Origin of the sequence: Pseudomonas salomonii, assembly GCF_900107155.1 — a bacterium.
Lineage (GTDB): Bacteria > Pseudomonadota > Gammaproteobacteria > Pseudomonadales > Pseudomonadaceae > Aquipseudomonas > Aquipseudomonas salomonii.
In genome coordinates this window covers 324,037-345,752 of record NZ_FNOX01000007.1, presented here as the reverse complement: position 1 = coordinate 345,752, position 21,716 = coordinate 324,037, and the positions used below count along the sequence as shown (strand labels likewise).

Annotated in this window: 19 protein-coding genes and 1 riboswitch; of the genes, 11 read left to right on the top strand and 8 right to left on the bottom strand. The window is 61.3% G+C overall.

What is annotated here, in order from left to right; genetic code table 11:
• Positions 1 to 6 precede the first annotated feature (6 nt).
• From BLV67_RS18145 to tkt, 3 genes are all read right to left on the bottom strand, one after another.
• Positions 7 to 1,170 (bottom strand): phosphoglycerate kinase, encoded by a 1,164-nt coding sequence (locus BLV67_RS18145; protein ID WP_069786984.1) that lies wholly within the window; start codon positions 1,168 to 1,170, stop codon positions 7 to 9.
• 17 nt (positions 1,171 to 1,187) lie between these two features.
• Positions 1,188 to 2,243, bottom strand: a complete 1,056-nt coding sequence (epd, locus tag BLV67_RS18140) for an erythrose-4-phosphate dehydrogenase (RefSeq protein WP_069786983.1) — start codon at positions 2,241 to 2,243, stop codon at positions 1,188 to 1,190.
• Positions 2,244 to 2,409: 166 nt separating this feature from the next.
• Positions 2,410 to 4,407, bottom strand: a complete 1,998-nt coding sequence (gene tkt / locus BLV67_RS18135) for a transketolase (protein WP_065929476.1) — start codon at positions 4,405 to 4,407, stop codon at positions 2,410 to 2,412.
• A 259-nt stretch (positions 4,408 to 4,666) separates the two neighbouring features.
• Between tkt and BLV67_RS18130 the strand changes: the two genes are divergently transcribed.
• The 4 genes from BLV67_RS18130 (at position 4,667) to BLV67_RS18115 (ending at position 9,338) form a co-directional block, all read left to right on the top strand.
• Entirely contained in the window at positions 4,667 to 5,662 is a 996-nt protein-coding gene (locus BLV67_RS18130; protein ID WP_058420733.1) for an ArsR/SmtB family transcription factor, read from the top strand.
• 19 nt (positions 5,663 to 5,681) lie between these two features.
• Positions 5,682 to 6,872, top strand: coding sequence for a methionine adenosyltransferase (gene metK / locus BLV67_RS18125; RefSeq protein WP_056857738.1), 1,191 nt, complete (start codon positions 5,682 to 5,684; stop codon positions 6,870 to 6,872).
• Between the two features lie 337 nt (positions 6,873 to 7,209).
• Entirely contained in the window at positions 7,210 to 8,874 is a 1,665-nt protein-coding gene (gene ligB, locus BLV67_RS18120) for an NAD-dependent DNA ligase LigB (protein WP_069786982.1), read from the top strand.
• Positions 8,875 to 8,942: 68 nt separating this feature from the next.
• Entirely contained in the window at positions 8,943 to 9,338 is a 396-nt protein-coding gene (locus BLV67_RS18115; protein ID WP_069786981.1) for a DUF1090 domain-containing protein, read from the top strand.
• A gap of 6 nt (positions 9,339 to 9,344) precedes the next feature.
• On the opposite strand, the gene BLV67_RS18110 is transcribed toward BLV67_RS18115, so the two are convergent.
• A complete protein-coding gene (locus tag BLV67_RS18110) occupies positions 9,345 to 9,794 on the bottom strand; it encodes a c-type cytochrome (protein WP_069786980.1) in 450 nt (149 codons plus the stop codon).
• Positions 9,795 to 9,923: 129 nt separating this feature from the next.
• Here BLV67_RS18110 and mltA point away from each other — a divergent pair, with 129 nt between their 5' ends.
• Positions 9,924 to 11,111, top strand: coding sequence for a murein transglycosylase A (mltA, locus tag BLV67_RS18105; RefSeq protein WP_069786979.1), 1,188 nt, complete (start codon positions 9,924 to 9,926; stop codon positions 11,109 to 11,111).
• Between the two features lie 215 nt (positions 11,112 to 11,326).
• Here mltA and BLV67_RS18100 read toward each other — a convergent pair whose 3' ends face one another.
• Positions 11,327 to 11,713, bottom strand: coding sequence for an MAPEG family protein (locus tag BLV67_RS18100; protein WP_069787055.1), 387 nt, complete (start codon positions 11,711 to 11,713; stop codon positions 11,327 to 11,329).
• Between the two features lie 192 nt (positions 11,714 to 11,905).
• Here BLV67_RS18100 and BLV67_RS18095 point away from each other — a divergent pair, with 192 nt between their 5' ends.
• Positions 11,906 to 13,165 (top strand): cation:proton antiporter, encoded by a 1,260-nt coding sequence (locus BLV67_RS18095; RefSeq protein WP_065929482.1) that lies wholly within the window; start codon positions 11,906 to 11,908, stop codon positions 13,163 to 13,165.
• On the opposite strand, the gene BLV67_RS18090 is transcribed toward BLV67_RS18095, so the two are convergent.
• Together BLV67_RS18090 and BLV67_RS18085 are read right to left on the bottom strand one after the other, a co-directional pair.
• A complete protein-coding gene (locus BLV67_RS18090; protein WP_065929483.1) occupies positions 13,159 to 14,046 on the bottom strand; it encodes a formate/nitrite transporter family protein in 888 nt (295 codons plus the stop codon). The genes BLV67_RS18095 and BLV67_RS18090 overlap by 7 nt on opposite strands.
• Positions 14,047 to 14,132: 86 nt before the next feature.
• Entirely contained in the window at positions 14,133 to 14,525 is a 393-nt protein-coding gene (locus BLV67_RS18085; RefSeq protein WP_016977737.1) for an acyl-CoA thioesterase, read from the bottom strand.
• Positions 14,526 to 14,723: 198 nt separating this feature from the next.
• A riboswitch (S-adenosyl-L-homocysteine riboswitch) is annotated at positions 14,724 to 14,829 on the top strand.
• Between the two features lie 21 nt (positions 14,830 to 14,850).
• Here BLV67_RS18085 and ahcY point away from each other — a divergent pair.
• The 4 genes from ahcY to rhlE2 all read left to right on the top strand — a co-directional run bounded on the left by ahcY (position 14,851) and on the right by rhlE2 (position 20,257).
• The gene (gene ahcY / locus BLV67_RS18080) at positions 14,851 to 16,260 is read left to right on the top strand and encodes an adenosylhomocysteinase (protein ID WP_056857730.1); all 1,410 of its coding nucleotides are present in this window, start codon (positions 14,851 to 14,853) and stop codon (positions 16,258 to 16,260) included.
• A 116-nt stretch (positions 16,261 to 16,376) separates the two neighbouring features.
• The gene (metF, locus tag BLV67_RS18075; RefSeq protein ID WP_017139413.1) at positions 16,377 to 17,222 is read left to right on the top strand and encodes a methylenetetrahydrofolate reductase [NAD(P)H]; all 846 of its coding nucleotides are present in this window, start codon (positions 16,377 to 16,379) and stop codon (positions 17,220 to 17,222) included.
• A 129-nt stretch (positions 17,223 to 17,351) separates the two neighbouring features.
• On the top strand, positions 17,352 to 18,143 hold the full coding sequence (locus BLV67_RS18070) for a substrate-binding periplasmic protein (RefSeq protein WP_069787056.1): 792 nt from the start codon (positions 17,352 to 17,354) through the stop codon (positions 18,141 to 18,143).
• A gap of 221 nt (positions 18,144 to 18,364) precedes the next feature.
• Positions 18,365 to 20,257 carry an RNA helicase RhlE2 gene (gene rhlE2, locus BLV67_RS18065; RefSeq protein ID WP_017139415.1) on the top strand — a complete coding sequence of 631 codons (1,893 nt, stop codon included), beginning with the start codon at positions 18,365 to 18,367 and terminating at the stop codon, positions 20,255 to 20,257.
• Positions 20,258 to 20,318: 61 nt separating this feature from the next.
• Here rhlE2 and BLV67_RS18060 read toward each other — a convergent pair whose 3' ends face one another.
• Positions 20,319 to 20,693, bottom strand: coding sequence for a nuclear transport factor 2 family protein (locus tag BLV67_RS18060; protein WP_065912160.1), 375 nt, complete (start codon positions 20,691 to 20,693; stop codon positions 20,319 to 20,321).
• Between the two features lie 127 nt (positions 20,694 to 20,820).
• Between BLV67_RS18060 and BLV67_RS18055 the strand changes: the two genes are divergently transcribed.
• Positions 20,821 to 21,705 (top strand): LysR substrate-binding domain-containing protein, encoded by an 885-nt coding sequence (locus BLV67_RS18055; RefSeq protein WP_069787057.1) that lies wholly within the window; start codon positions 20,821 to 20,823, stop codon positions 21,703 to 21,705.
• The last annotated feature ends 11 nt before the right edge of the window (positions 21,706 to 21,716 follow it).

The following is a 21,716-nucleotide window of genomic DNA, read 5'->3' as shown; positions in this document are numbered from 1 at the left end:
CGAGCCTTAACCTTTGGCTCGGGTTTCCAGCACTTCAACGGCCGGCAGCACTTTGCCTTCGACGAATTCGAGGAATGCGCCACCACCGGTAGAAATGTAGGAGATCTGGTCAGCAACGCCATATTTATCGATGGCGGCCAGGGTGTCACCGCCGCCGGCGATGGAGAATGCCGAGCTGTCGGCAATCGCCTGGGCCAGCACTTTGGTGCCGTTGCCGAACTGGTCGAACTCAAACACACCGACCGGGCCGTTCCACAGAATGGTCTGGGAGGCTTTCAGCAGTTGCGCGAAGTTAGCCGCCGTTTGTGGGCCGATATCCAGGATCATGTCGTCAGCCGCCACGTCAGCAATCAGCTTGACGGTGGCTTCGGCGCTTTCGGCGAATTCCTTGGCAACCACCACGTCCACCGGCAGCGGCACGCTGACTTTGGCGGCGATGGCGCGGGCGGTGTCGAGCAGGTCCGGCTCATACAGCGATTTGCCCACCGGGTGCCCGGCTGCGGCGAGGAAGGTGTTGGCGATGCCGCCGCCGACAATCAGCTGATTGCAGATGGTGCTGAGGCTGTTGAGCACGTCCAGCTTGGTGGACACTTTGGAGCCGGCAACAATGGCCGCCATCGGTTGGGCCGGTGCGCCCAGGGCCTTGCCCAGCGCATCCAGTTCAGCGGCCAGCAACGGGCCAGCAGCGGCGACTTTGGCAAACTTGGCCACGCCGTGAGTCGAGCCTTCGGCGCGGTGCGCGGTGCCGAAAGCGTCCATCACGAACACGTCGCACAGGGCCGCGTATTGCTGGGCCAGTTCGTCGCTGTTCTTTTTCTCGCCTTTGTTAAAGCGCACGTTTTCGAACAGCACGATGTCGCCAGGCTTAACGTCAACGCCGCCCAGGTAGTCGGCTACCAGCGGCACGTCACGGCCCAGGGCCTTGCTCAGGTAGTCGGCTACAGGCTTGAGGCTGTTTTCGGCGCTGAACTCACCTTCGGTCGGGCGACCCAAGTGGGAGCAGACCATCACGGCCGCGCCTTTTTCCAGGGCCAGCTTGATGGTCGGCAGCGAGGCCAGGATTCGCGCATCGCTGGTGACAACACCGTCCTTGACTGGGACGTTGAGGTCTTCGCGAATCAGTACGCGCTTACCTTGCAGATCGAGGTCGGTCATCTTCAACACGGTCATGGGTCGCAGTTCCTGAATTACTGTTGAGGTTGTTTAGTGGCGATGTGCAGATAGTGCCCTGCAACATCCAACATGCGGTTGGCAAAGCCCCATTCGTTGTCGAACCACGCCAGGATGTTCACCAGCCTGGGGCCGGAAACGCGGGTCTGGCTGGCATCGACAATCGCCGAATGCGGGTCATGGTTGAAATCACAACTGGCGTGCGGCAACTCGGTGTAGGCCAGCAGGCCCTTGAGCGGGCCGCTGGTGGCGGCGTCGCGCAGGATCCGGTTGACCTCTGTCGCGTCAGTGTCGCTGACGGTTTGCATGGTGATGTCCAGACAGGACACGTTCACCGTCGGCACCCGTACGGCTTTGGCCTGGATTCGCCCGGCAAGTTCCGGCAACAGTCGCTCGATGCCACGGGCCAGGCCGGTAGACACCGGAATCACTGACTGGAACGCCGAGCGCGTGCGGCGCAGGTCTTCATGATGATAGGCGTCGATCACCGGTTGGTCGTTCATCGCCGAGTGAATAGTGGTGATCGACACGTAATCCAGGCCAATCGCCTGATCCAGCAGGCGCAACAGCGGCACGCTGCAGTTGGTGGTGCAGGAGGCGTTGGACACCAGCAGCTCATCGCCGGTCAGGCAATCCTGGTTGATGCCGTAGACGACGGTGGCGTCGACATCCGCCTCGCTGGCCATCGGCTGGGAAAACAGCACACGCGGCGCGCCGGCGTCGAGAAAACGCTGGCCGTCGGCACGGGTGTGATAGACACCGGAACATTCCAGCACCAGGTCAACGCCCAGTGCTTTCCAGTCGATGCCTTCGGGGGTGGCACTGCGCAAGACCTTCACGCAGGTGCCGTTAATATGCAGACAATCGCCCTCAACCCGCACTTCGCCGGGGAAGCGGCCGTGGGTGGAGTCAAAGCGTGTCAGGTATTCGATGCTGGCCATGTCGGCCAAATCGTTGATCGCCACAATTTCAAACCCGGCCGCCGCCCCTCGCTCGAACAGCGCACGCAAGACGCAACGACCAATGCGGCCGTAGCCGTTGAGTGCAACTTTGTAGGGACGCGGTTGAGGCATGGGGTTCTCGATTACCTTGGGTAATGGGGTGGCGGTTAGACCGCTTTCGCGAGCAAGCCCGCTCCCACACTTGAATGGGTTCACAATTGCAACTGTGTGAACCCGGTCAAATGTGGGAGCGGGCTTGCTCGCGAAGAGGCCGGCACAGCCACCTCAATCTACAGCCTTAGTCTTCCAGCAGCTCTTCAGCCTGACCCAGGATGTTTTCCAGGGTGAAACCGAACTCTTCGAACAAGGCTGGCGCCGGCGCCGACTCACCGTAGGTGGTCATGCCGATCACGCGGCCTTCCAGGCCCACGTACTTGTACCAGTAGTCGGCGTGCGCCGCTTCGATGGCGATACGTGCGCTGACCTGCAACGGCAGCACCGATTGCTTGTAGTCCGCGTCCTGGGCTTCGAACAGGCTGGTGCACGGCATGGACACCACGCGAACGTTGCGGCCCTGGGCGGTCAGCTTGTCGTAGGCTTGAACCGTCAGGCCGACTTCGGAACCGGTGGAGATCAGGATCAGTTCCGGCTCGCCGATGCAGTCCTTGAGCACATAACCGCCACGGCTGATGTTGGCGATCTGCGCGTCGGTACGCACCTGGTGTTGCAGGTTCTGACGCGAGAAGATCAGCGCCGAAGGGCCGTCCTTGCGCTCGATCGCGTGCTTCCAGGCCACCGCGGATTCCACCGCGTCGGCTGGGCGCCAGCAATCCAGGTTCGGCGTGGTACGCAGGCTGGTCAGTTGCTCGACCGGCTGGTGCGTCGGGCCGTCTTCGCCCAGGCCGATGGAGTCGTGGGTGTACACATGGATCACGCGCTTCTTCATCAGCGCGGCCATACGTACCGCGTTACGCGCGTATTCCATGAACATCAGGAAGGTCGCGCCGTAAGGCACCAGGCCGCCGTGCAGGGACACGCCGTTCATGATGGCGCTCATGCCGAACTCGCGCACGCCGTAGTACATGTAGTTGCCGCTGGCGTCTTCGGCCGACACACCTTTGCAGCCTTTCCAAAGGGTCAGGTTGGAACCGGCCAGGTCAGCCGAACCGCCGAGGATCTCGGGCAGCAATGGGCCAAAGGCGTTCAGGGTGTTCTGGCTGGCTTTACGGCTGGCGATGGTCTCGCCCTTGGCTGCGACTTCGGCGATGTAGGCCGAGGCTTTTTCCGAGAAGTCGGCAGGCAGGTCACCGGCCAGGCGGCGTACCAGCTCGTTGGCCAATTCCGGGAATTCGGCGGAGTAGGCAGCAAAACGCTGGTCCCACTCGGCTTCGGCGGCCAGGCCTTTTTCCTTGGCGCTCCACTCGGCGTAGATGTCCGCCGGGATTTCGAACGGGCCGTGGTTCCACTTCAGCGCTTCGCGAGCCAGGGCGATTTCCGCGTCACCCAATGGGGCGCCGTGGCAGTCTTCTTTACCTTGCTTGTTCGGCGAGCCGAAACCGATGATGGTCTTGCAGCAGATCAGGGTCGGCTGCTCGCTCTTGCGGGCGGTGTCGATGGCGGTCTTGATCTCTTCCGGATCGTGGCCGTCAACGTTGCGGATCACTTGCCAGTTGTAGGCTTCGAAACGCTTTGGCGTGTCGTCGGTGAACCAGCCTTCGACTTCGCCGTCGATGGAGATGCCGTTGTCATCGTAGAAGGCAATCAGCTTGCCCAGGCCCAGGGTGCCGGCCAGGGACGCGACTTCGTGGGAAATGCCTTCCATCATGCAGCCATCACCCAGGAACACATAGGTGTGGTGGTCGACGATGTCGTGGCCAGGGCGGTTGAACTGCGCGCCCAATACTTTTTCAGCCAGAGCGAAGCCCACGGCGTTGGCCAGGCCTTGACCCAGCGGACCGGTGGTGGTTTCGACGCCCGGGGTGTAACCGAATTCCGGGTGGCCCGGCGTGCGGCTGTGCAGCTGGCGGAAGCTCTTGAGGTCATCGATGGTGACGTCGTAGCCGGTCAGGTGCAGCAGCGAGTAGATCAGCATCGAACCGTGGCCGTTGGACAGCACGAAGCGGTCACGGTCGGCGAAAGACGGGTTGCTCGGGTTGTGTTTCAGGTAGTCACGCCAAAGTACCTCGGCGATATCCGCCATGCCCATCGGGGCACCGGGATGGCCGCTGTTGGCTTTTTGCACGGCATCCATGCTGAGGGCACGAATGGCGTTGGCACGCTCACGACGGCTGGGCATCGCTGATCTCCTGGGGTTTGAATAGAAGAAACGGAAAAAAGGACCGGCATTTTCCCTCAGCCACCGCCTGCGGGCAATGACAGATAGTCACTTGAAGGTGTTTTTCCTGCGGTTTGCCCGGCATTGGCTTGCAGAAACGGCCCACCGCTTCGCCTAAAGGTTATAGCGGCGGCTTATAACGACCGATTATCGACCAATATCAAAACTTTTTGATATTGGCCTTGCGAGGATTTCCACCCGTCACTAGACTGCTGGCCTTATGAACCTACCCGTGCCTTCCTTGCGTCCCGACGACAGCGATGAGCTGGCTGCCTTATGCAAGGCCGCCGGTGATCCGTTGCGCCTGAACGTGCTGCGCGCACTGGCCAACGACTCTTTTGGCGTGCTGGAACTGGCGCAGATCTTTGCCATCGGCCAATCCGGCATGAGCCACCACCTTAAGGTGCTGGCCCAGGCCGAGCTGGTCGCCACACGCCGAGAAGGCAATGCGATTTTTTATCGTCGCGCCCTGCCCCACACCGAGTTGCTCGGCGGCAAGTTGCACGCCGCCCTGCTCGACGAGGTAGACAGTTTGGGCTTGCCCAGCGACGTGCAGTCGCGCATCAGCCAGGTCCACGGGCAACGCGCCGCCGCCAGCCAGGACTTTTTCTCACGGGTAGCCGAGAAGTTTCGCGCCCAACAGGACCTGATCGCCGGTTTGCCCCAATACCGCGAAAGCGTACTGGCGCTGTTGGACAAGCTGAGCTTCAGTGATGAGGCGACGGCGCTGGAAGTCGGCCCCGGCGACGGTGGCTTCTTGCCGGAACTGGCACGCCGCTTCAAGCAGGTGACGGCGCTGGACAACAGCCCGGCAATGCTTGAGCTGGCGCGCCAGCTGTGCGAGCGCGAAGCGCTGCGCAACGTCAGCCTGCAGCTGGCCGACGCGTTGAATGACACCAGCCTGCGGGCCGACTGCGTGGTGCTGAACATGGTCTTGCACCACTTTGCCGCCCCCGCCGAAGCCCTCAAGCAGATGGCGAATTTGCTGCAACCGGGCGGCAGCCTGCTGGTCACAGATTTATGCAGCCACAACCAGAATTGGGCCAAGGAGGCCTGCGGTGATCTCTGGTTGGGTTTTGAACAGGACGATCTGGCCCGTTGGGCCACCGCTGCGGGACTCGTTCCCGGGGAAAGCCTCTATGTAGGTTTACGTAATGGTTTCCAGATCCAGGTCCGCCACTTTCAGCGACCGACTGGCGACACTCACCATCGGTAAATATCAGGAAAACATCGAGATGAGCGAATACTCCCTTTTCACCTCCGAGTCCGTGTCTGAAGGGCATCCGGACAAAATCGCCGACCAGATTTCTGACGCGGTGCTGGACGCCATCATTGCTGAAGACAAGTTCGCCCGTGTGGCGTGCGAGACTCTGGTGAAAACGGGCGTGGCGATCATCGCCGGTGAAGTCACCACCACCGCCTGGGTCGACCTGGAGCAGATCGTTCGTGACGTGATCACCGACATTGGCTACAACAGCTCCGACGTCGGCTTCGACGGCGCGACCTGCGGCGTGATGAACATCATCGGCAAGCAGTCCCCCGACATCAACCAGGGTGTGGACCGCGCCAAGCCTGAAGATCAGGGCGCCGGCGACCAGGGCCTGATGTTCGGCTACGCCAGCAACGAAACCGACGTGCTGATGCCCGCTCCGATCACCTTCTCGCACCAGCTTGTGCAACGCCAGGCCGAAGCACGTAAATCCGGCGTGCTGCCGTGGCTGCGCCCGGACGCCAAGTCCCAGGTCACCTGCCGTTACGAAGGCGGCAAAGTGGTGGGTATCGACGCCGTTGTACTGTCGACCCAGCACAACCCGGACGTGTCCTACGCCGACCTGCGCGAAGGCGTGATGGAGCTGATCGTCAAGCACGTGCTGCCTGCCGAACTGCTGACCAAAGACACCCAGTTCCACATCAACCCGACCGGCCAGTTCATCATCGGCGGCCCGGTGGGCGACTGTGGCCTGACCGGCCGCAAGATCATCGTCGACAGCTACGGCGGCATGGCCCGTCACGGCGGTGGCGCGTTCTCGGGTAAAGACCCCTCCAAGGTTGACCGTTCGGCGGCCTACGCCGGTCGTTACGTGGCCAAGAACATCGTCGCGGCCGGCCTGGCCGAGCGTTGCGAGATTCAGGTTTCCTACGCGATCGGTGTGGCCCAGCCTACGTCGATCTCGCTGAACACCTTCGGCACCGGCAAGATCAGCGATGACAAAATCGTCAAGCTGGTGCGTGAGATCTTCGACCTGCGCCCGTACGCCATCACCACCATGCTCGACCTGCTGCACCCGATGTACCAGGACACCGCAGCCTACGGCCACTTCGGTCGCACCCCTGCACAGAAGACTGTCGGCGACGACACCTTCACCACTTTCACCTGGGAAAAAACCGACCGCGCCAACGACTTGCGCACGGCCGCCGGCCTGTAAGCACGCGTTGCACCAAAAGCCCCGCCAGGTTCGCCCGGCGGGGCTTTTTATGGCCTGCGCAATGACCTTTGCATGTTGACCTGCTGAGCATCCAGGCCCCTAAACCGGCACAGGCGCAGCTCAACAAAGGCTGTAACAAACTCGCGGAGCCCCAGCCCAAGGTCGATGCCAAGCAGCAAACACAGGACGCCACGATGGAAAAGTACCAAGCGGTGAAAGCATTGGGCGGCCTGTTCAGGTAGCTGGAAACACCCGGTAAAAAGCCCCGCCCTGCCGGGGCTTTTTTGTGCCCGTCGGGATCACTTAGGCTGGGCGTCCCTTCCGAGCAAGGATGCTCATGATGCGTTTACTGATTGCCCTTGTACTCAGCGCCCTGTCATTTCTGGCCTGGGCCGAGGAATGCCCCGAAGAGGCACGCTCACAGGTCGGCACCCTGGCCGAACAGATCAAGCTGTGGGATGACAGTTACCACCGGCTCGGTCAGTCTCCGGTCAGCGACGAGCTATACGACCAGGCCCGACAACGCCTGGCGCAGTGGCAGGCGTGTTTTGCGCCAACACAGTCGACGGCGGACAACCCGCTGGCAGGTGCGCGTGGTACACAGCCCCATCCGGTCGCTCATACCGGCCTGGAAAAGCTGGTGGATGAAGAGGCCGTCGGTGGGTGGCTCAAGACACGCCAGGACGTCTGGGTGCAGCCCAAGGTCGACGGCGTTGCGGTGACGCTGGTGTATCGCAAAGGCCGCCTGAGCCGACTCATCAGCCGTGGCGACGGCCTGCTCGGTCAGGATTGGACAGCCGCTGCGCGCAAGATCCAGGGCATTGTCCAGCAACTGCCCGAACCCATCGACCTGGTGCTGCAAGGCGAACTCTATTGGCGCCTTGACGATCATGTGCAGTCCGAACACGGCGGGCTCAGTGCGCGCAGCAAAGTGGCCGGGCTGATGAATCGCCGACAGTTAAGTGAGGCCGAGGCTTCCAGAATCGGGCTATTCGTCTGGGCCTGGCCCGAAGGCCCGGCAGACTTCAGCACGCGGCTGGCCACCCTCGCGCGCTGGGGCTTCACCGACAGCCGTCGCTACAGCCACCCCGTGCAAAACCTCACTGAAGCCGCGCATTGGCGCAGTTACTGGTACAACCATCCGCTGCCCTTTGCCAGCGATGGCGTGGTGTTGCACCAGGCCCTGCACGCACCTGCCACGCGCTGGCAGGTCGGCGCGCCGTATTGGGCGGTCGCGTGGAAGTACCCGGTAACCAGGGCTTTGGCGCTGGTGCGCAAGGTACAGTTCAAGATCGGCCGCACGGGGCGTATCACGCCCATTCTGGAACTGGAGTCGGTGCGGCTGGACGACCGGCAAATCCGTCGTGTCAGCGTCGGCTCCTTGAAGCACTGGCATGCGCTGGACATCCGCCCCGGCGATCAAGTTTCCATCAGCCTTGCCGGCCAAGTGATTCCGCGGTTGGAGCAGGTGATCCTGCGCAACGAGACCAGAGTGGCGGTGCAGGTGCCGGATGCGCGCAACTTCCACGCGTTGAGTTGCTGGCAACTGGACCCCGGTTGCGAGGAGCAATTGCTCGCGCGCCTGACCTGGCTGAGCAGCAATCAGGGCCTGGCCCTGCCCTATATGGGCCGGGAAACCTGGAACGCATTGATTCAGGCCGGTCTAATCGCAGGCATTCTCGATTGGTTAACCCTGGATGCGGCAGAGCTTGCTAACATTGACGGCTTCGGTGATCGCCGCCGGGCCCGAGTGCTCGACAGCCTGCAAAGCGCGCGGCAACGGCCCTTTGCACAATGGCTCAAAGCCCTGGGCGTACCGCCTTCGGCGCGCAACGATCTGGAGGGCGGCTGGCAGGCCCTGGCCGCCAAAGACACGCAAGCCTGGCTGGCCACCGACGGCATTGGCCCGGGCCGCGCGGCGCAACTGAGCGCTTTTTTTCGCGACCCACACGTACAAGCGTTAGCTGAAACACTACGCGTGGCAGGGATTGACGGGTTTTAAGCCCAGCCCAGCCACTTTTAACCCGGCAGAATTCACCCTGCCATCCAATTGCGACCTTGGAGCCCCACATGAAATTTCTAGCCCCACTTGCCTTGTTGACCACCGTAACCTTGGCGAGCATGCCGCTGCTGGCCGCCGAAGAAGTGCCGGAACTCACCGGCTGCGCCGCCAAGCGCCAGGCCATCAGCGCACAAATCGAACAAGCCAAGGCCCATGGCAACAGCGAGCAACAGGCCGGCCTGGAAAAAGCCCTGAGCGAAGTCACCACCCACTGCACCGATGCGTCCCTGCGCAAAGAACGCGAAAACAAGGTGCTCGACGCCAAGCACGAGGTCAGCCGCCGTCAGGCCGACCTCGACAAGGCGATGAAAAAAGGCGATGCCGAGAAAATCAACAAACGCAAAGACAAGCTGGCTCAGTCACGCAAAGAACTGCAGGAAGCTGTCGACGAGCTCGACAAGTAAAACCGGTCAGTGGTCGCGAAACTGTTTATGGCAAGCCGTGCAGGCATCTTCGACTTTCTGCACCGCAGGCCCCAGGTTGCTGGCCTTGTAGGGCTGCACCTGGCTTGCGATCACCAATTCACCGGTGGCCGCTTCAAGGTTTCGGGCCAGCTCCTGGAAACGTGCCTGCTGTTGCCACACCGTGTCCTTGGCGCTGGTGTGATCTTCCTCACGCACGCTCGGGAAATGCTTCCACGGTTCGTGGGACAACGCATCGAGCTTGACCGCGCCTTCGGCGAACTTCGCGCCGTCGAACGGGATACGCCCACGCAGCATGCCGCCCAGGTCTTCGCCGGTCTTGAGCATCTGCTTGAAGATGGCCTTGCGTTGGCCCAGCGGCGAATTCGGGTCGACACCGCCGCAGGCGGACATAGTCAGGCAGGCCAGCAATACCACGGTCAGTTTTTTAAAAGTCATGATGGCTTCAGGGTCACGGGAAACGGCGGCCAGTATCCTCGCCCCGCCCGCAAAGACCAATAGCCCTATTAATAATAAGGGTTGCCCAAATGCGCTGCGGCGCAGGCAACCGCTTCAGGAATTACGTGTATGAATGTCACCTTGAAACGCTGGAGCCGCCGAATGGTGTGGGCTCTGCCGATGGTTGCGCTGCTGGCCGGTTGTGATGGCGGCAAAGACGCCGGCAAAAAAGATGAAGCGCCCAAGCCCCATGCCGTTGCCACTTATGTCAGTGCACCGTGGGAAGCGCTGCCGGCGGTGTCCGACAGCGACCTGCTGGCCGGGTTTGAATCCTGGCGCAGTGCCTGTCAGCGCCTCAAGGCTGATCCGGTATGGGGCGCGACCTGTGCTGCCGCCGCCACCGTACCGGGCGATGCCGTGGCCGTGCGCGGTTTTCTCAAGGAGCGCCTGGATGTGTTCGGTCTGCGCTCGGCCGACAACACACCCAATGGCCTGATCACCGGCTACTACGAGCCGGTCTACCCCGGCAGCCTGACCGAAACCGCCACCGCCCATGTGCCGGTGTACGGCGTGCCGGATGACTTGATCATCGTCAACCTGGAAAGCATCTACCCGGAACTCAAGGGCAAGCGCCTGCGCGGCCGCCTCGAGGGCCGCGTGCTCAAGCCGTATGACGATGCCAGCACCATCAACGGCCAGGGCTCCACCGCCAAACCCATTGCCTGGCTGACCAACCCCATGGACCTGCAGTTCCTGCAGATCCAGGGCTCGGGGCGTATTCAACTGGCCGGTGGGCGCCAACTGCGCGTCGGTTATGGTGACCAGAATGGCTACCCGTACCGCCCGATCGGCCGCTGGCTGGTGGAACAAGGCGAGCTGAAAAAAGAGGACGTGACCATGGGCGCCATCAGCGCCTGGGCCAAGGCCAACCCGCAGCGTATTCCGCAATTGTTGGCGAGCAACCCCAGCTACGTGTTCTTCAGCGCCCGCCCGGACAGCAACGAAGGCCCGCGTGGTTCACTGAATGTGCCGCTGACGGCGGGTTACAGCGTGGCGGTGGATCGCAAGGTGATTCCGCTGGGCAGCCTGTTGTGGCTGTCGACCACTAAGCCTGACGGCTCACCGATTGCCCGACCCGTGGCAGCCCAAGACACGGGCGGAGCGATCACTGGCGAAGTGCGTGCAGACTTGTTCTGGGGCACCGGTGACGCGGCGGGTGAGCTGGCGGGGAATATGAAGCAGCAGGGGCAGATCTGGATGCTGTGGCCCAAGGGCGCGGCGTTGCCCCACGTGCCGGATGCGCCAGCCGGTTCTTGAATAACGCAGAAGATCACATGTGGGAGCTAGCTTGTGTGGAGGCATATGTGGCGAGCGGGCTTGCCCCGCGTTGGGCTGCGCAGCGGCCCCAATAAGAGCAACGAGTTCTTTCAGAAAGAGCTCAGTGCCTGTTTTAGGGCTGCTTCGCAGCCCAACGCGGGGCAAGCCCGCTCGCCACAACAAGCCCGCTACCTTATTGAATGTGCGTAATACCTCTAGATCGACACAAAGAAGAAACTCGCAATCAACGCCATCCCTACCGCCCACACCAGGGAACGCAGCAACGCCCAGTCGGCCAGGTAGCAAATGATGTACAGCAGCCGACTGGTGATAAACAGCACCGCCAGCACATTGATGGTCACCAGCGACGCCGTACCGGCCAGGTGCGCGATGATCACCGCCGCGGCAAACGCAGGCGTCACTTCAAAGCTGTTGAGTTGGGCGTTGTGGGCGCGCTTGGCCACGCCTTCGACGGTGTCCAGGAAGGCGCGCGGGTCGTGGTTATGCCGCGGGCCGAACTTGCCGCCGCTGAACTTGGCCACCCCCGTGCACAGGTAAGGCAGGAATATTGCGATCAACACACACCAGAAAGCGGCCGTCATGAAGGATTCCTTTTTTTGTTTTAAATAGAAATTAGAGTTTTAGCACTATCACTGCAAAATCGCACTCACCGGCTATGAACCGAAGCGCGCCGAAAGGTTCTATCGCGCTTTTAGCCGGTGCCTTGAAACATCCTGTTGCTGTTGCGGTCCATCCCAGCAATAACGACCTTCCCTCACTTCCAAGGACCTCGGATGCTTGAACTTGTCGCCGCCTTTATTTGCCTTACCACGCTGCTCACCTATGTGAACTACCGATTTATCGGCCTGCCGCCCACCATCGGCGTGATGGTCACGGCCCTGCTGTTTTCCCTGATTCTGCAAGGCTTGAGCCTTATCGGCTACCCAGGATTGGAAGAGCGTATCCAGCAGTTGATCGGCCAGATCGACTTCGGCGACTTGCTGATGAACTGGATGCTGTCGTTCCTGCTGTTCGCCGGCGCCTTGCACGTCAATCTCAACGACCTGCGCAGCTATCGCTGGCCCATCGGCCTGCTGGCGACCTTCGGCGTATTGATCGCCACCGTGGTCATTGGCAGCCTGGCGTATTACATCTTTGCCCTGTTCGGCTGGCACGTCAGCTTCCTCTACTGCCTGCTGTTCGGCGCGCTGATCTCACCCACCGACCCGATTGCGGTGCTGGGCGTACTGCGAACCGCCAACGCATCGAAGCCGCTTAAAACCACCATCGTCGGCGAATCGCTGTTCAACGACGGCACGGCGGTGGTGGTGTTTACCGTACTGCTGGGCATCGCACAGCTGGGCGAAACACCCACCGTCGGCGCCACGGCCATGCTGTTCGCCCATGAAGCGATCGGTGGCGTGGTGTTCGGCGGGCTGATCGGCTACCTGGTGTACCTGATGATCAAGAGCATCGAGCAGCACCAGATCGAAGTGATGCTGACCCTGGCGCTGGTGATCGGCGGTTCGGCAATGGCGACCGAACTGCACGTCTCGGCGCCGATTGCGATGGTGGTGGCCGGGCTGATTATCGGCAACCTGGGGCGCAAGCTGGCGATGAACGACATGACCCGCCGCTACCTCGACGGTTTCTGGGAGTTGCTCGATGACATGCTCAACGCCCTGCTGTTTGCCCTGATCGGCATGGAGCTGCTGCTGTTGCCGTTCAACTGGTTGCACGTACTGGCCGCCAGCTTGCTGGCCGTGGCGATCCTGGCCTCACGCCTGCTGACCGTGGCCCCGGCGATCCTGTTGCTGCGCCGCTGGCGCACGGTGCCACGCGGCACTATCCGCATTCTTACCTGGGGTGGTTTGCGCGGCGGCGTCTCGGTCGCACTGGCGCTGGCCCTGCCGCTTGGCCCGGAACGCGACTTGCTGCTGAGCATCACCTACATCGTGGTGCTGTCGTCGATTCTGTTGCAGGGTTTGAGCATCGGCAAGCTGGTCAAGCACGTGACCAAGGGTGAGCCCCAGGCCACGCCCGAGGTTCACTGATCCTTTTTGATCTGCTGCGGATGTCTGGGGTCCGCAGCAGCCTTGCCCGGCAAGCTGCTCTCACTGCGAATCTGCGCATGGCTGATCAGCGCAAAAATAAAACTGCCGCCGATGATATTGCCCGCCAGGGTCGGCCCGGCGAACACCAGCCAGAAGTCCTTCCACGGCAGCTCGCCGGCAAACACCAGGTACGACACTTCCGCCGAGCCGACGACGATGTGGGTGAAGTCCCCCAGCGCCATGAGGTAGGTGATCAGGATAATGATGAACATCTTCGCGCTTTCCATGGACGGGATCATCCACACCATGGTGGCGATCATCCAGCCGGAAATAATGCCTTTGGCGAACATCTGACCGGGGTCGTTTTCCATGACCTTGCGGCCGATTTCGAGGAAGGCCATGTCGGTCTTGGTGTCGAAGATCGGCAGGTGCAGCATCACGTAGGCCACCAGCAAGGTGCCGCACAGGTTGCCCACCAGCACCACCGTCCATAACCGCAACAGGCGGCCGGCATTGGCCAGCGTCGGCTTGCTCATTACCGGCAGCACGGCGGTCAGGGTGTTTTCAGTGAACAATTGCTGGCGCGCGAGGATGACCGCAAGAAAGCCCGCGCAATAACCAAAGCTGGCGATCACCTTGAAACCTTCGCCATCCGGCAGGCGCGAGTTGAGCAACCCCATGCCCATCAGCGACAGGCCCATGGTCAGGCCCGCCGCCAATGCCGACCACCACAACGCAGCAACATTGCGCTCCAGTTCCTGGTCGCCCTGGGTGCGGATGATTTCGTGCAGAACCGCCGCGCGGGGCGGTTGGTTGTCGTCGACGTCCTGTTGCTCTTCCTGCGACAGGTTGGGGGTTTTGCCGTCTGTTTGCGTGGCCATGGTTTTACCTGAACAAGGGGATGCGGTTCAGGTACGACCCGTCTTCATTCGCGAGCGTTCAATGCCCGCCGACGCAGGCCGTGCAGTTACTCATCCTGAAACTGGTCTTTCACATACTTGATTTCAGTACGCCCGTGCGGTGCCGGCAAACCGTCTTCGCCCAGGTTGACGAAGACCATTTTCTCCACCGTGAGGATGCTCTTGCGGGTGATCTTGTTGCGCACTTCACAGGTCAGGGTGATGGAGGTGCGGCCGAACTCGGTGGCGGTGATGCCCAATTCGATGATGTCGCCCTGACGCGAGGCGCTGACGAAGTTGATTTCGGAGATGTACTTGGTCACCACGCGCTGGTTGCCCAATTGAACAATCGCGTAGATCGCCGCTTCTTCGTCGATCCAGCGCAGCAGGCTGCCGCCGAACAGGGTGCCGTTGGGGTTGAGGTCTTCGGGTTTTACCCATTTGCGGGTGTGGAAGTTCATGGTCACTCCAAAGCGTCTTGCGAAATGATGGGCAACATCATGGCAGAGCCCGCGCCCAAGCTCTATGCGCCATTGCCTATCACGCCCATGCACGATCTGCATGCGGCCGACAGAAAGGCTTGGGAAGTGCCGCGCACACGGCTATAATCGCCACCGCTTCAAAACGGTCATCTTCGATTGATACCGTTCTCCCGCCACCTGTCCGAGGGGCGCTGCAGCAGGTTCAACCTGTCAGGCTCGGATGGGGCGTTGTCCGGCCTGGTTAGCCAGCTGGATACTAAACGCACAACGGCGCCCATTCGCACACTACGAATGGAGGCTCTTCATGAGCGCTGTAATCACGCCTGCAGGTTTTACCGACTACAAAGTCGCCGACATGTCCCTCGCTGCCTGGGGCCGTCGCGAAACCTTTATCGCCGAATCCGAAATGCCAGCCCTGATGGGTCTGCGCCGCAAGTACGCCGCTGAGCAGCCGCTCAAAGGCGCGAAGATCCTCGGCTGCATCCACATGACCATTCAGACTGCCGTGCTGATCGAAACCCTGGTTGCCCTGGGTGCCGAAGTACGCTGGTCGTCCTGCAACATTTTCTCGACTCAAGACCAGGCCGCTGCTGCTATCGCGGCTGCCGGCATCGCGGTTTACGCCTGGAAAGGCGAAACCGAAGAAGAGTACGAGTGGTGCCTGGAGCAAACCATCCTCAAAGATGGCAAGCCATGGGACGCCAACATGATCCTCGACGACGGCGGCGACCTGACCGAGCTGCTGCACAAGAAGTACCCGCAGATCCTTGACCGTGTTCACGGCGTGACCGAAGAAACCACCACCGGCGTACACCGCCTGCTGGACATGCTGGCCAAGGGCGAGCTGAAAATCCCGGCCATCAACGTCAACGACTCGGTGACCAAGAGCAAGAACGACAACAAGTACGGCTGCCGTCACAGCCTCAACGATGCCATCAAGCGCGGCACCGACCACCTGCTGTCGGGCAAGCAAGCCCTGGTGATCGGCTACGGTGACGTGGGCAAGGGTTCGTCCCAGTCCCTGCGTCAGGAAGGCATGATCGTTAAAGTCTCCGAAGTTGACCCGATCTGCGCCATGCAAGCCTGCATGGACGGCTTCGAAGTGGTTTCGCCGTTCATCAACGGCCAGAACGACGGCACCGAAGCGAGCATCGACAAAGCCCTGCTGGGCAAGATCGACCTGATCGTGACCACCACCGGTAACGTGAATGTTTGCGACGCAAACATGCTCAAAGCCCTGAAGAAGCGCGCCGTGGTCTGCAACATCGGTCACTTCGACAATGAAATCGACACCGCTTTCATGCGCAAGAACTGGGCATGGGAAGAAGTGAAGCCGCAGGTACACAAGGTTCACCGTACCGGCGCTGGCGATTTCGACCCGCAGAACGACGACTACCTGATCCTGCTGGCTGAAGGCCGCCTGGTTAACCTGGGCAACGCCACCGGCCACCCAAGCCGCATCATGGACGGCTCGTTCGCCAACCAGGTCCTGGCACAGATCTTCCTGTTCGGCCAGAAGTACGCCGACCTGTCGCCGGCCCAGAAAGCCGAGCGTCTGACCGTGGAAGTACTGCCGAAGAAACTCGACGAAGAAGTGGCCCTGGAAATGGTCCGCGGCTTCGGCGGCGTGGTGACTCAACTGACCAAGACCCAGGCCGACTACATCGGCGTGACCGTTGAAGGTCCGTTCAAGCCGCACGCTTACCGTTACTGATATGCCTGCTGCCTGCTCTCTCTGTGAGAGCGGGCTTTTGTGGGAGCGGGCTTGCTCGCTCCCACATTAAATCGGTGCATGACTTGCGGTTTTATGAGTTTCCAAGGGTGTTAACCATGTCCCAAGACCGTCGCTACAGCTTCGAGTTTTTCCCGACCAAGACCGATGCTGGGCATGAAAAACTGATGGCGACTGCCAAGCAGTTGGCCAGCTACAACCCCGACTTCTTCTCCTGCACCTACGGCGCCGGCGGCTCGACCCGTGACCGCACGATCAACACCGTGCTGCAGCTCGAAAGTGAAGTCAAAGTTCCCGCCGCTCCGCACTTGTCGTGCGTGGGCGACAGCAAGGCCGACCTGCGCAGCCTGCTGACCCAATACAAACAAGCCGGCATCAAGCGCATCGTCGCCCTGCGTGGCGACCTGCCATCCGGCATGGGCATGGCCAGTGGTGAGCTGCGCTACGCCAATGACCTGGTGAGCTTCATCCGTGAAGAAAGCGGCGATCACTTCCATATCGAAGTGGCGGCTTACCCGGAGATGCACCCACAGGCGCGTAATTTCGAAGACGATCTGCAGAATTTCGTGCGCAAGGCCAATGCCGGCGCCGACAGCGCGATCACTCAGTACTTCTTCAACGCCGACAGCTACTTCTACTTCGTCGAGCGTGTACGGGCCATGGGTGTGAACATCCCTATCGTGCCGGGCATCATGCCGATCACCAACTACAGCAAGCTGGCGCGTTTCTCCGACGCCTGCGGTGCTGAAATCCCACGCTGGGTGCGCAAGCAACTGGAAGCTTATGGCGATGACGTCAAGAGCATCCAGGCGTTCGGCGAGCAGGTCATCACGCAGATGTGTGAACAATTGCTGCAAGGTGGCGCACCCGGGCTGCACTTCTACACCCTGAACCAGACCGAACCCAGCCTGGCGATCTGGAACAACCTCAAGCTGCCACGCTAAGGCTGGCTTGGTAATGCCGAGGCCCTCGTTTATACGAGGGCCTTTTGCTTTTAATGCGCCACATCAACTTGCCCGCGAATGCGTGTGCCAGAGCTTCTCTTTAGCGCAGGAGCATCGTAACCTCAGGGTATGCCCGTCATCCTCAAGCTGTTGACCACTGTGCTTTTTACTTGCCTGAGCTTCACCGCTTACGGCGAGAAATTGCGCATTGTCACCGAGCCTTGGGCGCCTTATGTCTACGAAGACAACGGCAGCATGCGCGGCCTGGATTACGAAACCACGATGATCGTGTTCCAACGCCTGGGGGTGGATGTAGAGTGGCAATTCCTGCCCTGGAAACGCTGCCTGGCCATGCTGGATCAAGGCCACGCCGATGGCGCGCTGGATATTTTCCACAGCCATGAGCGCGACGCCTTGCTGCTTTACCCCAGCGAACCGTTGTCGGCTGTCGAGTTCGTGCTGTTCTATGCCAACGACCGCCCTCATCCGGCCCAGACCCTCAATGACCTGCGCGGGCTGACGGTCGGCACGTCGCCGGGCTATCTGTATGGCGAGGCCTTCAGCGAATCCACCCTGTTCGACCGCGAGCCGGCGCCCAGCCATGAGGCCAACTTCGGCAAACTGTCGTTGGGTCGTATTGACCTGGTGATTACCGACCGGCGCGTCGGCCAGCATGTGATCAAGGCCATGGGCCTGGAAGGCAAGGTCAGCCAGGCGCCGCTGGTGGTCAGCCGCCAACCGCAATTTTTGGCTGTGCGCCGGGGCGCCGGCATGGACCTGCTGGTGCAGCGCTTTGCCGCCGAGCTCAAGCGCTTCAAGCAAGAACCTGCGTACGAGGCCCTAAGCGCCAAATATGGGGGAATCCAAGCAATAACGGCCTTCGAACACACCGTTGAGCAGCAGGAAAGCGGCGCGCCGTGATTGCTCTGTTATACTCCGGCCTTTCCGCCAGGCTCACGCCCGGCCGCTGAGGTCTTGAAAAAGGCACCTAACCCAGCTACTGCGCAGCTTTCAGCCCGCGCGAGCCGGTGGAGTGCCCGCCAGACGCAGCAGGACCGGACGGGGTTGCGCTCCCCTAAGCGCCATTCACGCCCGGCAAGATTATCCCTTTGGGCCAAGCCCTAACTAAAACAGGATTACTCATGTCCTTTGCTTCCCTCGGTCTCTCCGAGGCTTTAGTCCGCGCCATCGAGGCAGCGGGCTATACCGAGCCTACTCCGGTGCAACAGCGGGCCATTCCCGCCGTGTTGCAAGGTCGCGACCTGATGGTTGCGGCGCAGACAGGTACTGGTAAAACCGGTGGTTTCGCCCTCCCGATTCTGGAGCGGTTGTTCCCCAACGGTCACCCGGACAAATCCCAGCGTCACGGCCCGCGCCAACCGCGCGTACTGGTCCTGACCCCAACCCGCGAACTCGCCGCCCAGGTGCACGACAGCTTCAAGCTGTACGCCCGCGACTTGAAGTTCGTCAGCGCCTGCATCTTCGGCGGCGTCGGCATGAACCCACAGGTTCAGGCCATGTCCCGTGGTGTTGACGTGCTGGTCGCCTGCCCGGGTCGTTTGCTCGACCTGTGCGGCCAAGGCAGCGTCGACTTGTCCCACGTGGAAATCCTCGTGCTGGACGAAGCCGACCGCATGCTCGACATGGGCTTTGTCCATGACGTGAAAAAGGTCCTCGCCCGCCTGCCGGCCAAACGTCAGAACCTGCTGTTCTCGGCAACGTTCTCCCAGGACATCACCGCCCTGGCCGGCAAGCTGCTGCACAACCCGGAACGCATCGAAGTCACGCCGCCGAACACCACGGTCGAGCGTATCGAGCAACGCGTGTTCCGTCTGGCCGCCAGCCACAAGCGCTCGCTGCTCGCGCACCTGATCACCCACGGCGCGTGGGAACAGGTACTGGTGTTTACCCGCACCAAGCACGGCGCCAACCGTCTGGCCGAATACCTGGACAAGCACGGCCTCACCGCCGTCGCCATCCACGGCAACAAGAGCCAGAACGCGCGCACCAAAGCCCTGGCCGACTTCAAGGCCGGCACCGTACGCATCCTGGTCGCCACCGATATCGCCGCACGCGGCCTGGATATCGACCAATTGCCACACGTGGTCAACTTCGAGCTGCCGAACGTCGATGAAGATTACGTGCACCGTATCGGCCGTACCGGCCGTGCCGGTCGTTCGGGCGAGGCCATTTCCCTGGTCGCTCCGGACGAAGAAAAACTGCTGAAAAGCATCGAGCGCATGACCAAGCAGAAAATCGCCGACGGCGACCTGATGGGCTTCGACTCCAGCGCCGTGGAGGCCGAAAAGCCTGAAGCGCGCGAGCGTCCGGACGTGCGTAACCCACGCAACCCACGTGGTCCGAAGGGCGATGGCCCGAACGGCGGCGGTGGTGGCGGTGGCCGTCGCGACAAGGGCAAAGACAAAGGCGGCAAGGAAAAAGCGCCCACCAACGGCCGTGGCGAACGCCCGGCCCGTGAGCAGAAGCCCCGTGAAGGCACCCCGGCCCGCGAACAGCGCCAGCCGAGCCAGCCGCCACGCGCCGCCGCCGACCGCGCCCCGGACGAGTTCCTCGACGATGACGTGGATAACTTCGGTAACCGCGTTGACTACGTGCCCCAGGCCAAGCCGGCCCAAGGCCGTGGCCGCCGCCCAGGTGCACCGGCACAAGGTGCGGGCGCAGGCACCGGCGCTCCACGTGGCGGCCAGCCACAGGGTGGTCGTCAAAATGGCCCACGCAACAGCAGCGGCGGTACCACCGGTACGCCACCTGCCAAGCGCAACGGCCCGCGCAATGGCGCACCCCGTGACGGCCAAGCCCGTCGCGAAGACTCGCGCAGCAACAACCGCCGCCCGGCCCGTGACGACCAGCCACGCTTGTCGGAACCCGCCGTGCAGAACCCGCGCGGTGGCCCGGCGCCGAAAATCATCCACAAGGAGTCGAAAGCGGATCGCTTCCCGACACCTGAGCAGCTGGATCAACTGCCAGGCCGCCCTCGTGGTGAAAAACCAGCGTTGCTGACCCGCAACCGCTGAGTTTTAGACGCAAACAAAAACGCCCCGATTAGTCGGGGCGTTTTTGCATCCAGGCAGAAGCTTATTGATCAGCCACTTCACCGGCCTTATGAAAAAGTTTGGCGAAGATCATCCAGCGACCCTCAACTTTCATCAGGTTCAAGTAATCAACCATCACGTTATTGAACAAGCGCAAACGCACTTTGACGATGGCCATTTCCGGCGACATCACGTCGATCATCAATACCTCATCCAGCTGCGGAAAACCGCCTTCCTGTGGCGACTTACGGCCTTGAACCATGGCCCGGTATTCATCGAACGGCCGCACGACCACGGCAGAGTTCTGTGCGCTGTATAACACGCAGCCACGATGAAAGACTTGATCGAATGTATTCAAGTCCTGCGTTTGCAGCACACTAAAGTAATCGTTCAGAAACGCTTGAATCTCATCAATCATGGTTCACAACTCCCGACAGTTTCAGCACGGTGTTATTTGAATAAATAACTTGCCGCCATTATCGGTAGCCCGCTCATTTCACGTATAGCGGCTATTATTAGGCTTTTCTGTGAAAGGAATTCACACATTGAAACTGCCACCACTCGCCGCGCTGCGGGCCTTCGAGGCCTTGGCCCGATTGGGCAAAGTGAACCTGGCCGCCCTCGAACTGCACGTGACCCACAGTGCCGTCAGCCATCAGATTCGCGCACTTGAGGAGTACCTGGGCCTCGCGTTGGTCATGCGCAACAAGCGCACGCTGATGCTGACGGATGAAGGCCGCGTGTATGCCTACCAGATCCGGCAGGGGCTGGGCGAGATCGCCGGGATCACCGAAAAACTCATGGCTAAAACCCGGCACCCACAGCTGACCGCTTCGGTGCTGCCTTCCTACGCCATGCATTGGTTGTTGCCGCGCCTGCATGATTTCAGGGCGGCTCACCCCGAGCTGCACTTGCGGCTGGAGTCGAGCATGGAGTTCGCCAGCTTCGAGCAAGGCCCGCTCGATTGCGCGATTCGCTTCGGCCATGGCCAGTGGCCGGATGTGCATTGCGAAACGTTGATGGGCGACTCATTGCTGGTGGTCGCCGCGCGCGACTTCAACCACGGCGTGCTGCCGGACACGGCGCAAGCCGTCCTTGAGCAGCCATTGCTGCATGCCAGTGAGAGTTGGCCGATCTGGCTGGGCGCTGCCGGTATCGAAGGGCAACGTCCGCAAGCGCCGCTGGAGTTCACCGATTCCACATTGATGCTCGAAGCCGTACGGCTGGGGCACGGCGTCGCGCTGACCCGCCGCTCCATTGCCCATGCGCTGATTCAACGGGGGGAACTGGTCCGGCTCACCGACATTGAACCGGCACACACTTCACGCTACTACCTGGTCTGGCCCGCCGGCAGCAAACCTTCGGCGCAACTGACGTTGTTGCATAACTGGCTCAAGGACCAAGTGAAGACGTATCAAGAAAGCCTTTAAACACGGCACAG

Excerpts from the sequence above, each read along its gene's own strand:
- BLV67_RS18115 (WP_069786981.1), top strand. The coding sequence starts at position 8,943 with ATGAAATTTCTAGCCCCACTTGCCTTGTTGACCACCGTAACCTTGGCG.
- BLV67_RS18070 (WP_069787056.1), top strand. The coding sequence starts at position 17,352 with ATGCCCGTCATCCTCAAGCTGTTGACCACTGTGCTTTTTACTTGCCTG.
- ahcY (WP_056857730.1), top strand. The coding sequence starts at position 14,851 with ATGAGCGCTGTAATCACGCCTGCAGGTTTTACCGACTACAAAGTCGCC.
- BLV67_RS18110 (WP_069786980.1), bottom strand. The coding sequence starts at position 9,794 with ATGACTTTTAAAAAACTGACCGTGGTATTGCTGGCCTGCCTGACTATG.
- ligB (WP_069786982.1), top strand. The coding sequence starts at position 7,210 with ATGATGCGTTTACTGATTGCCCTTGTACTCAGCGCCCTGTCATTTCTG.
- metK (WP_056857738.1), top strand. The coding sequence starts at position 5,682 with ATGAGCGAATACTCCCTTTTCACCTCCGAGTCCGTGTCTGAAGGGCAT.
- BLV67_RS18100 (WP_069787055.1), bottom strand. The coding sequence starts at position 11,713 with ATGACGGCCGCTTTCTGGTGTGTGTTGATCGCAATATTCCTGCCTTAC.
- mltA (WP_069786979.1), top strand. The coding sequence starts at position 9,924 with ATGAATGTCACCTTGAAACGCTGGAGCCGCCGAATGGTGTGGGCTCTG.
- BLV67_RS18060 (WP_065912160.1), bottom strand. The coding sequence starts at position 20,693 with ATGATTGATGAGATTCAAGCGTTTCTGAACGATTACTTTAGTGTGCTG.
- epd (WP_069786983.1), bottom strand. The coding sequence starts at position 2,243 with ATGCCTCAACCGCGTCCCTACAAAGTTGCACTCAACGGCTACGGCCGC.
- BLV67_RS18095 (WP_065929482.1), top strand. The coding sequence starts at position 11,906 with ATGCTTGAACTTGTCGCCGCCTTTATTTGCCTTACCACGCTGCTCACC.
- BLV67_RS18085 (WP_016977737.1), bottom strand. The coding sequence starts at position 14,525 with ATGAACTTCCACACCCGCAAATGGGTAAAACCCGAAGACCTCAACCCC.
- BLV67_RS18090 (WP_065929483.1), bottom strand. The coding sequence starts at position 14,046 with ATGGCCACGCAAACAGACGGCAAAACCCCCAACCTGTCGCAGGAAGAG.
- BLV67_RS18130 (WP_058420733.1), top strand. The coding sequence starts at position 4,667 with ATGAACCTACCCGTGCCTTCCTTGCGTCCCGACGACAGCGATGAGCTG.
- tkt (WP_065929476.1), bottom strand. The coding sequence starts at position 4,407 with ATGCCCAGCCGTCGTGAGCGTGCCAACGCCATTCGTGCCCTCAGCATG.
- rhlE2 (WP_017139415.1), top strand. The coding sequence starts at position 18,365 with ATGTCCTTTGCTTCCCTCGGTCTCTCCGAGGCTTTAGTCCGCGCCATC.
- BLV67_RS18145 (WP_069786984.1), bottom strand. The coding sequence starts at position 1,170 with ATGACCGTGTTGAAGATGACCGACCTCGATCTGCAAGGTAAGCGCGTA.
- metF (WP_017139413.1), top strand. The coding sequence starts at position 16,377 with ATGTCCCAAGACCGTCGCTACAGCTTCGAGTTTTTCCCGACCAAGACC.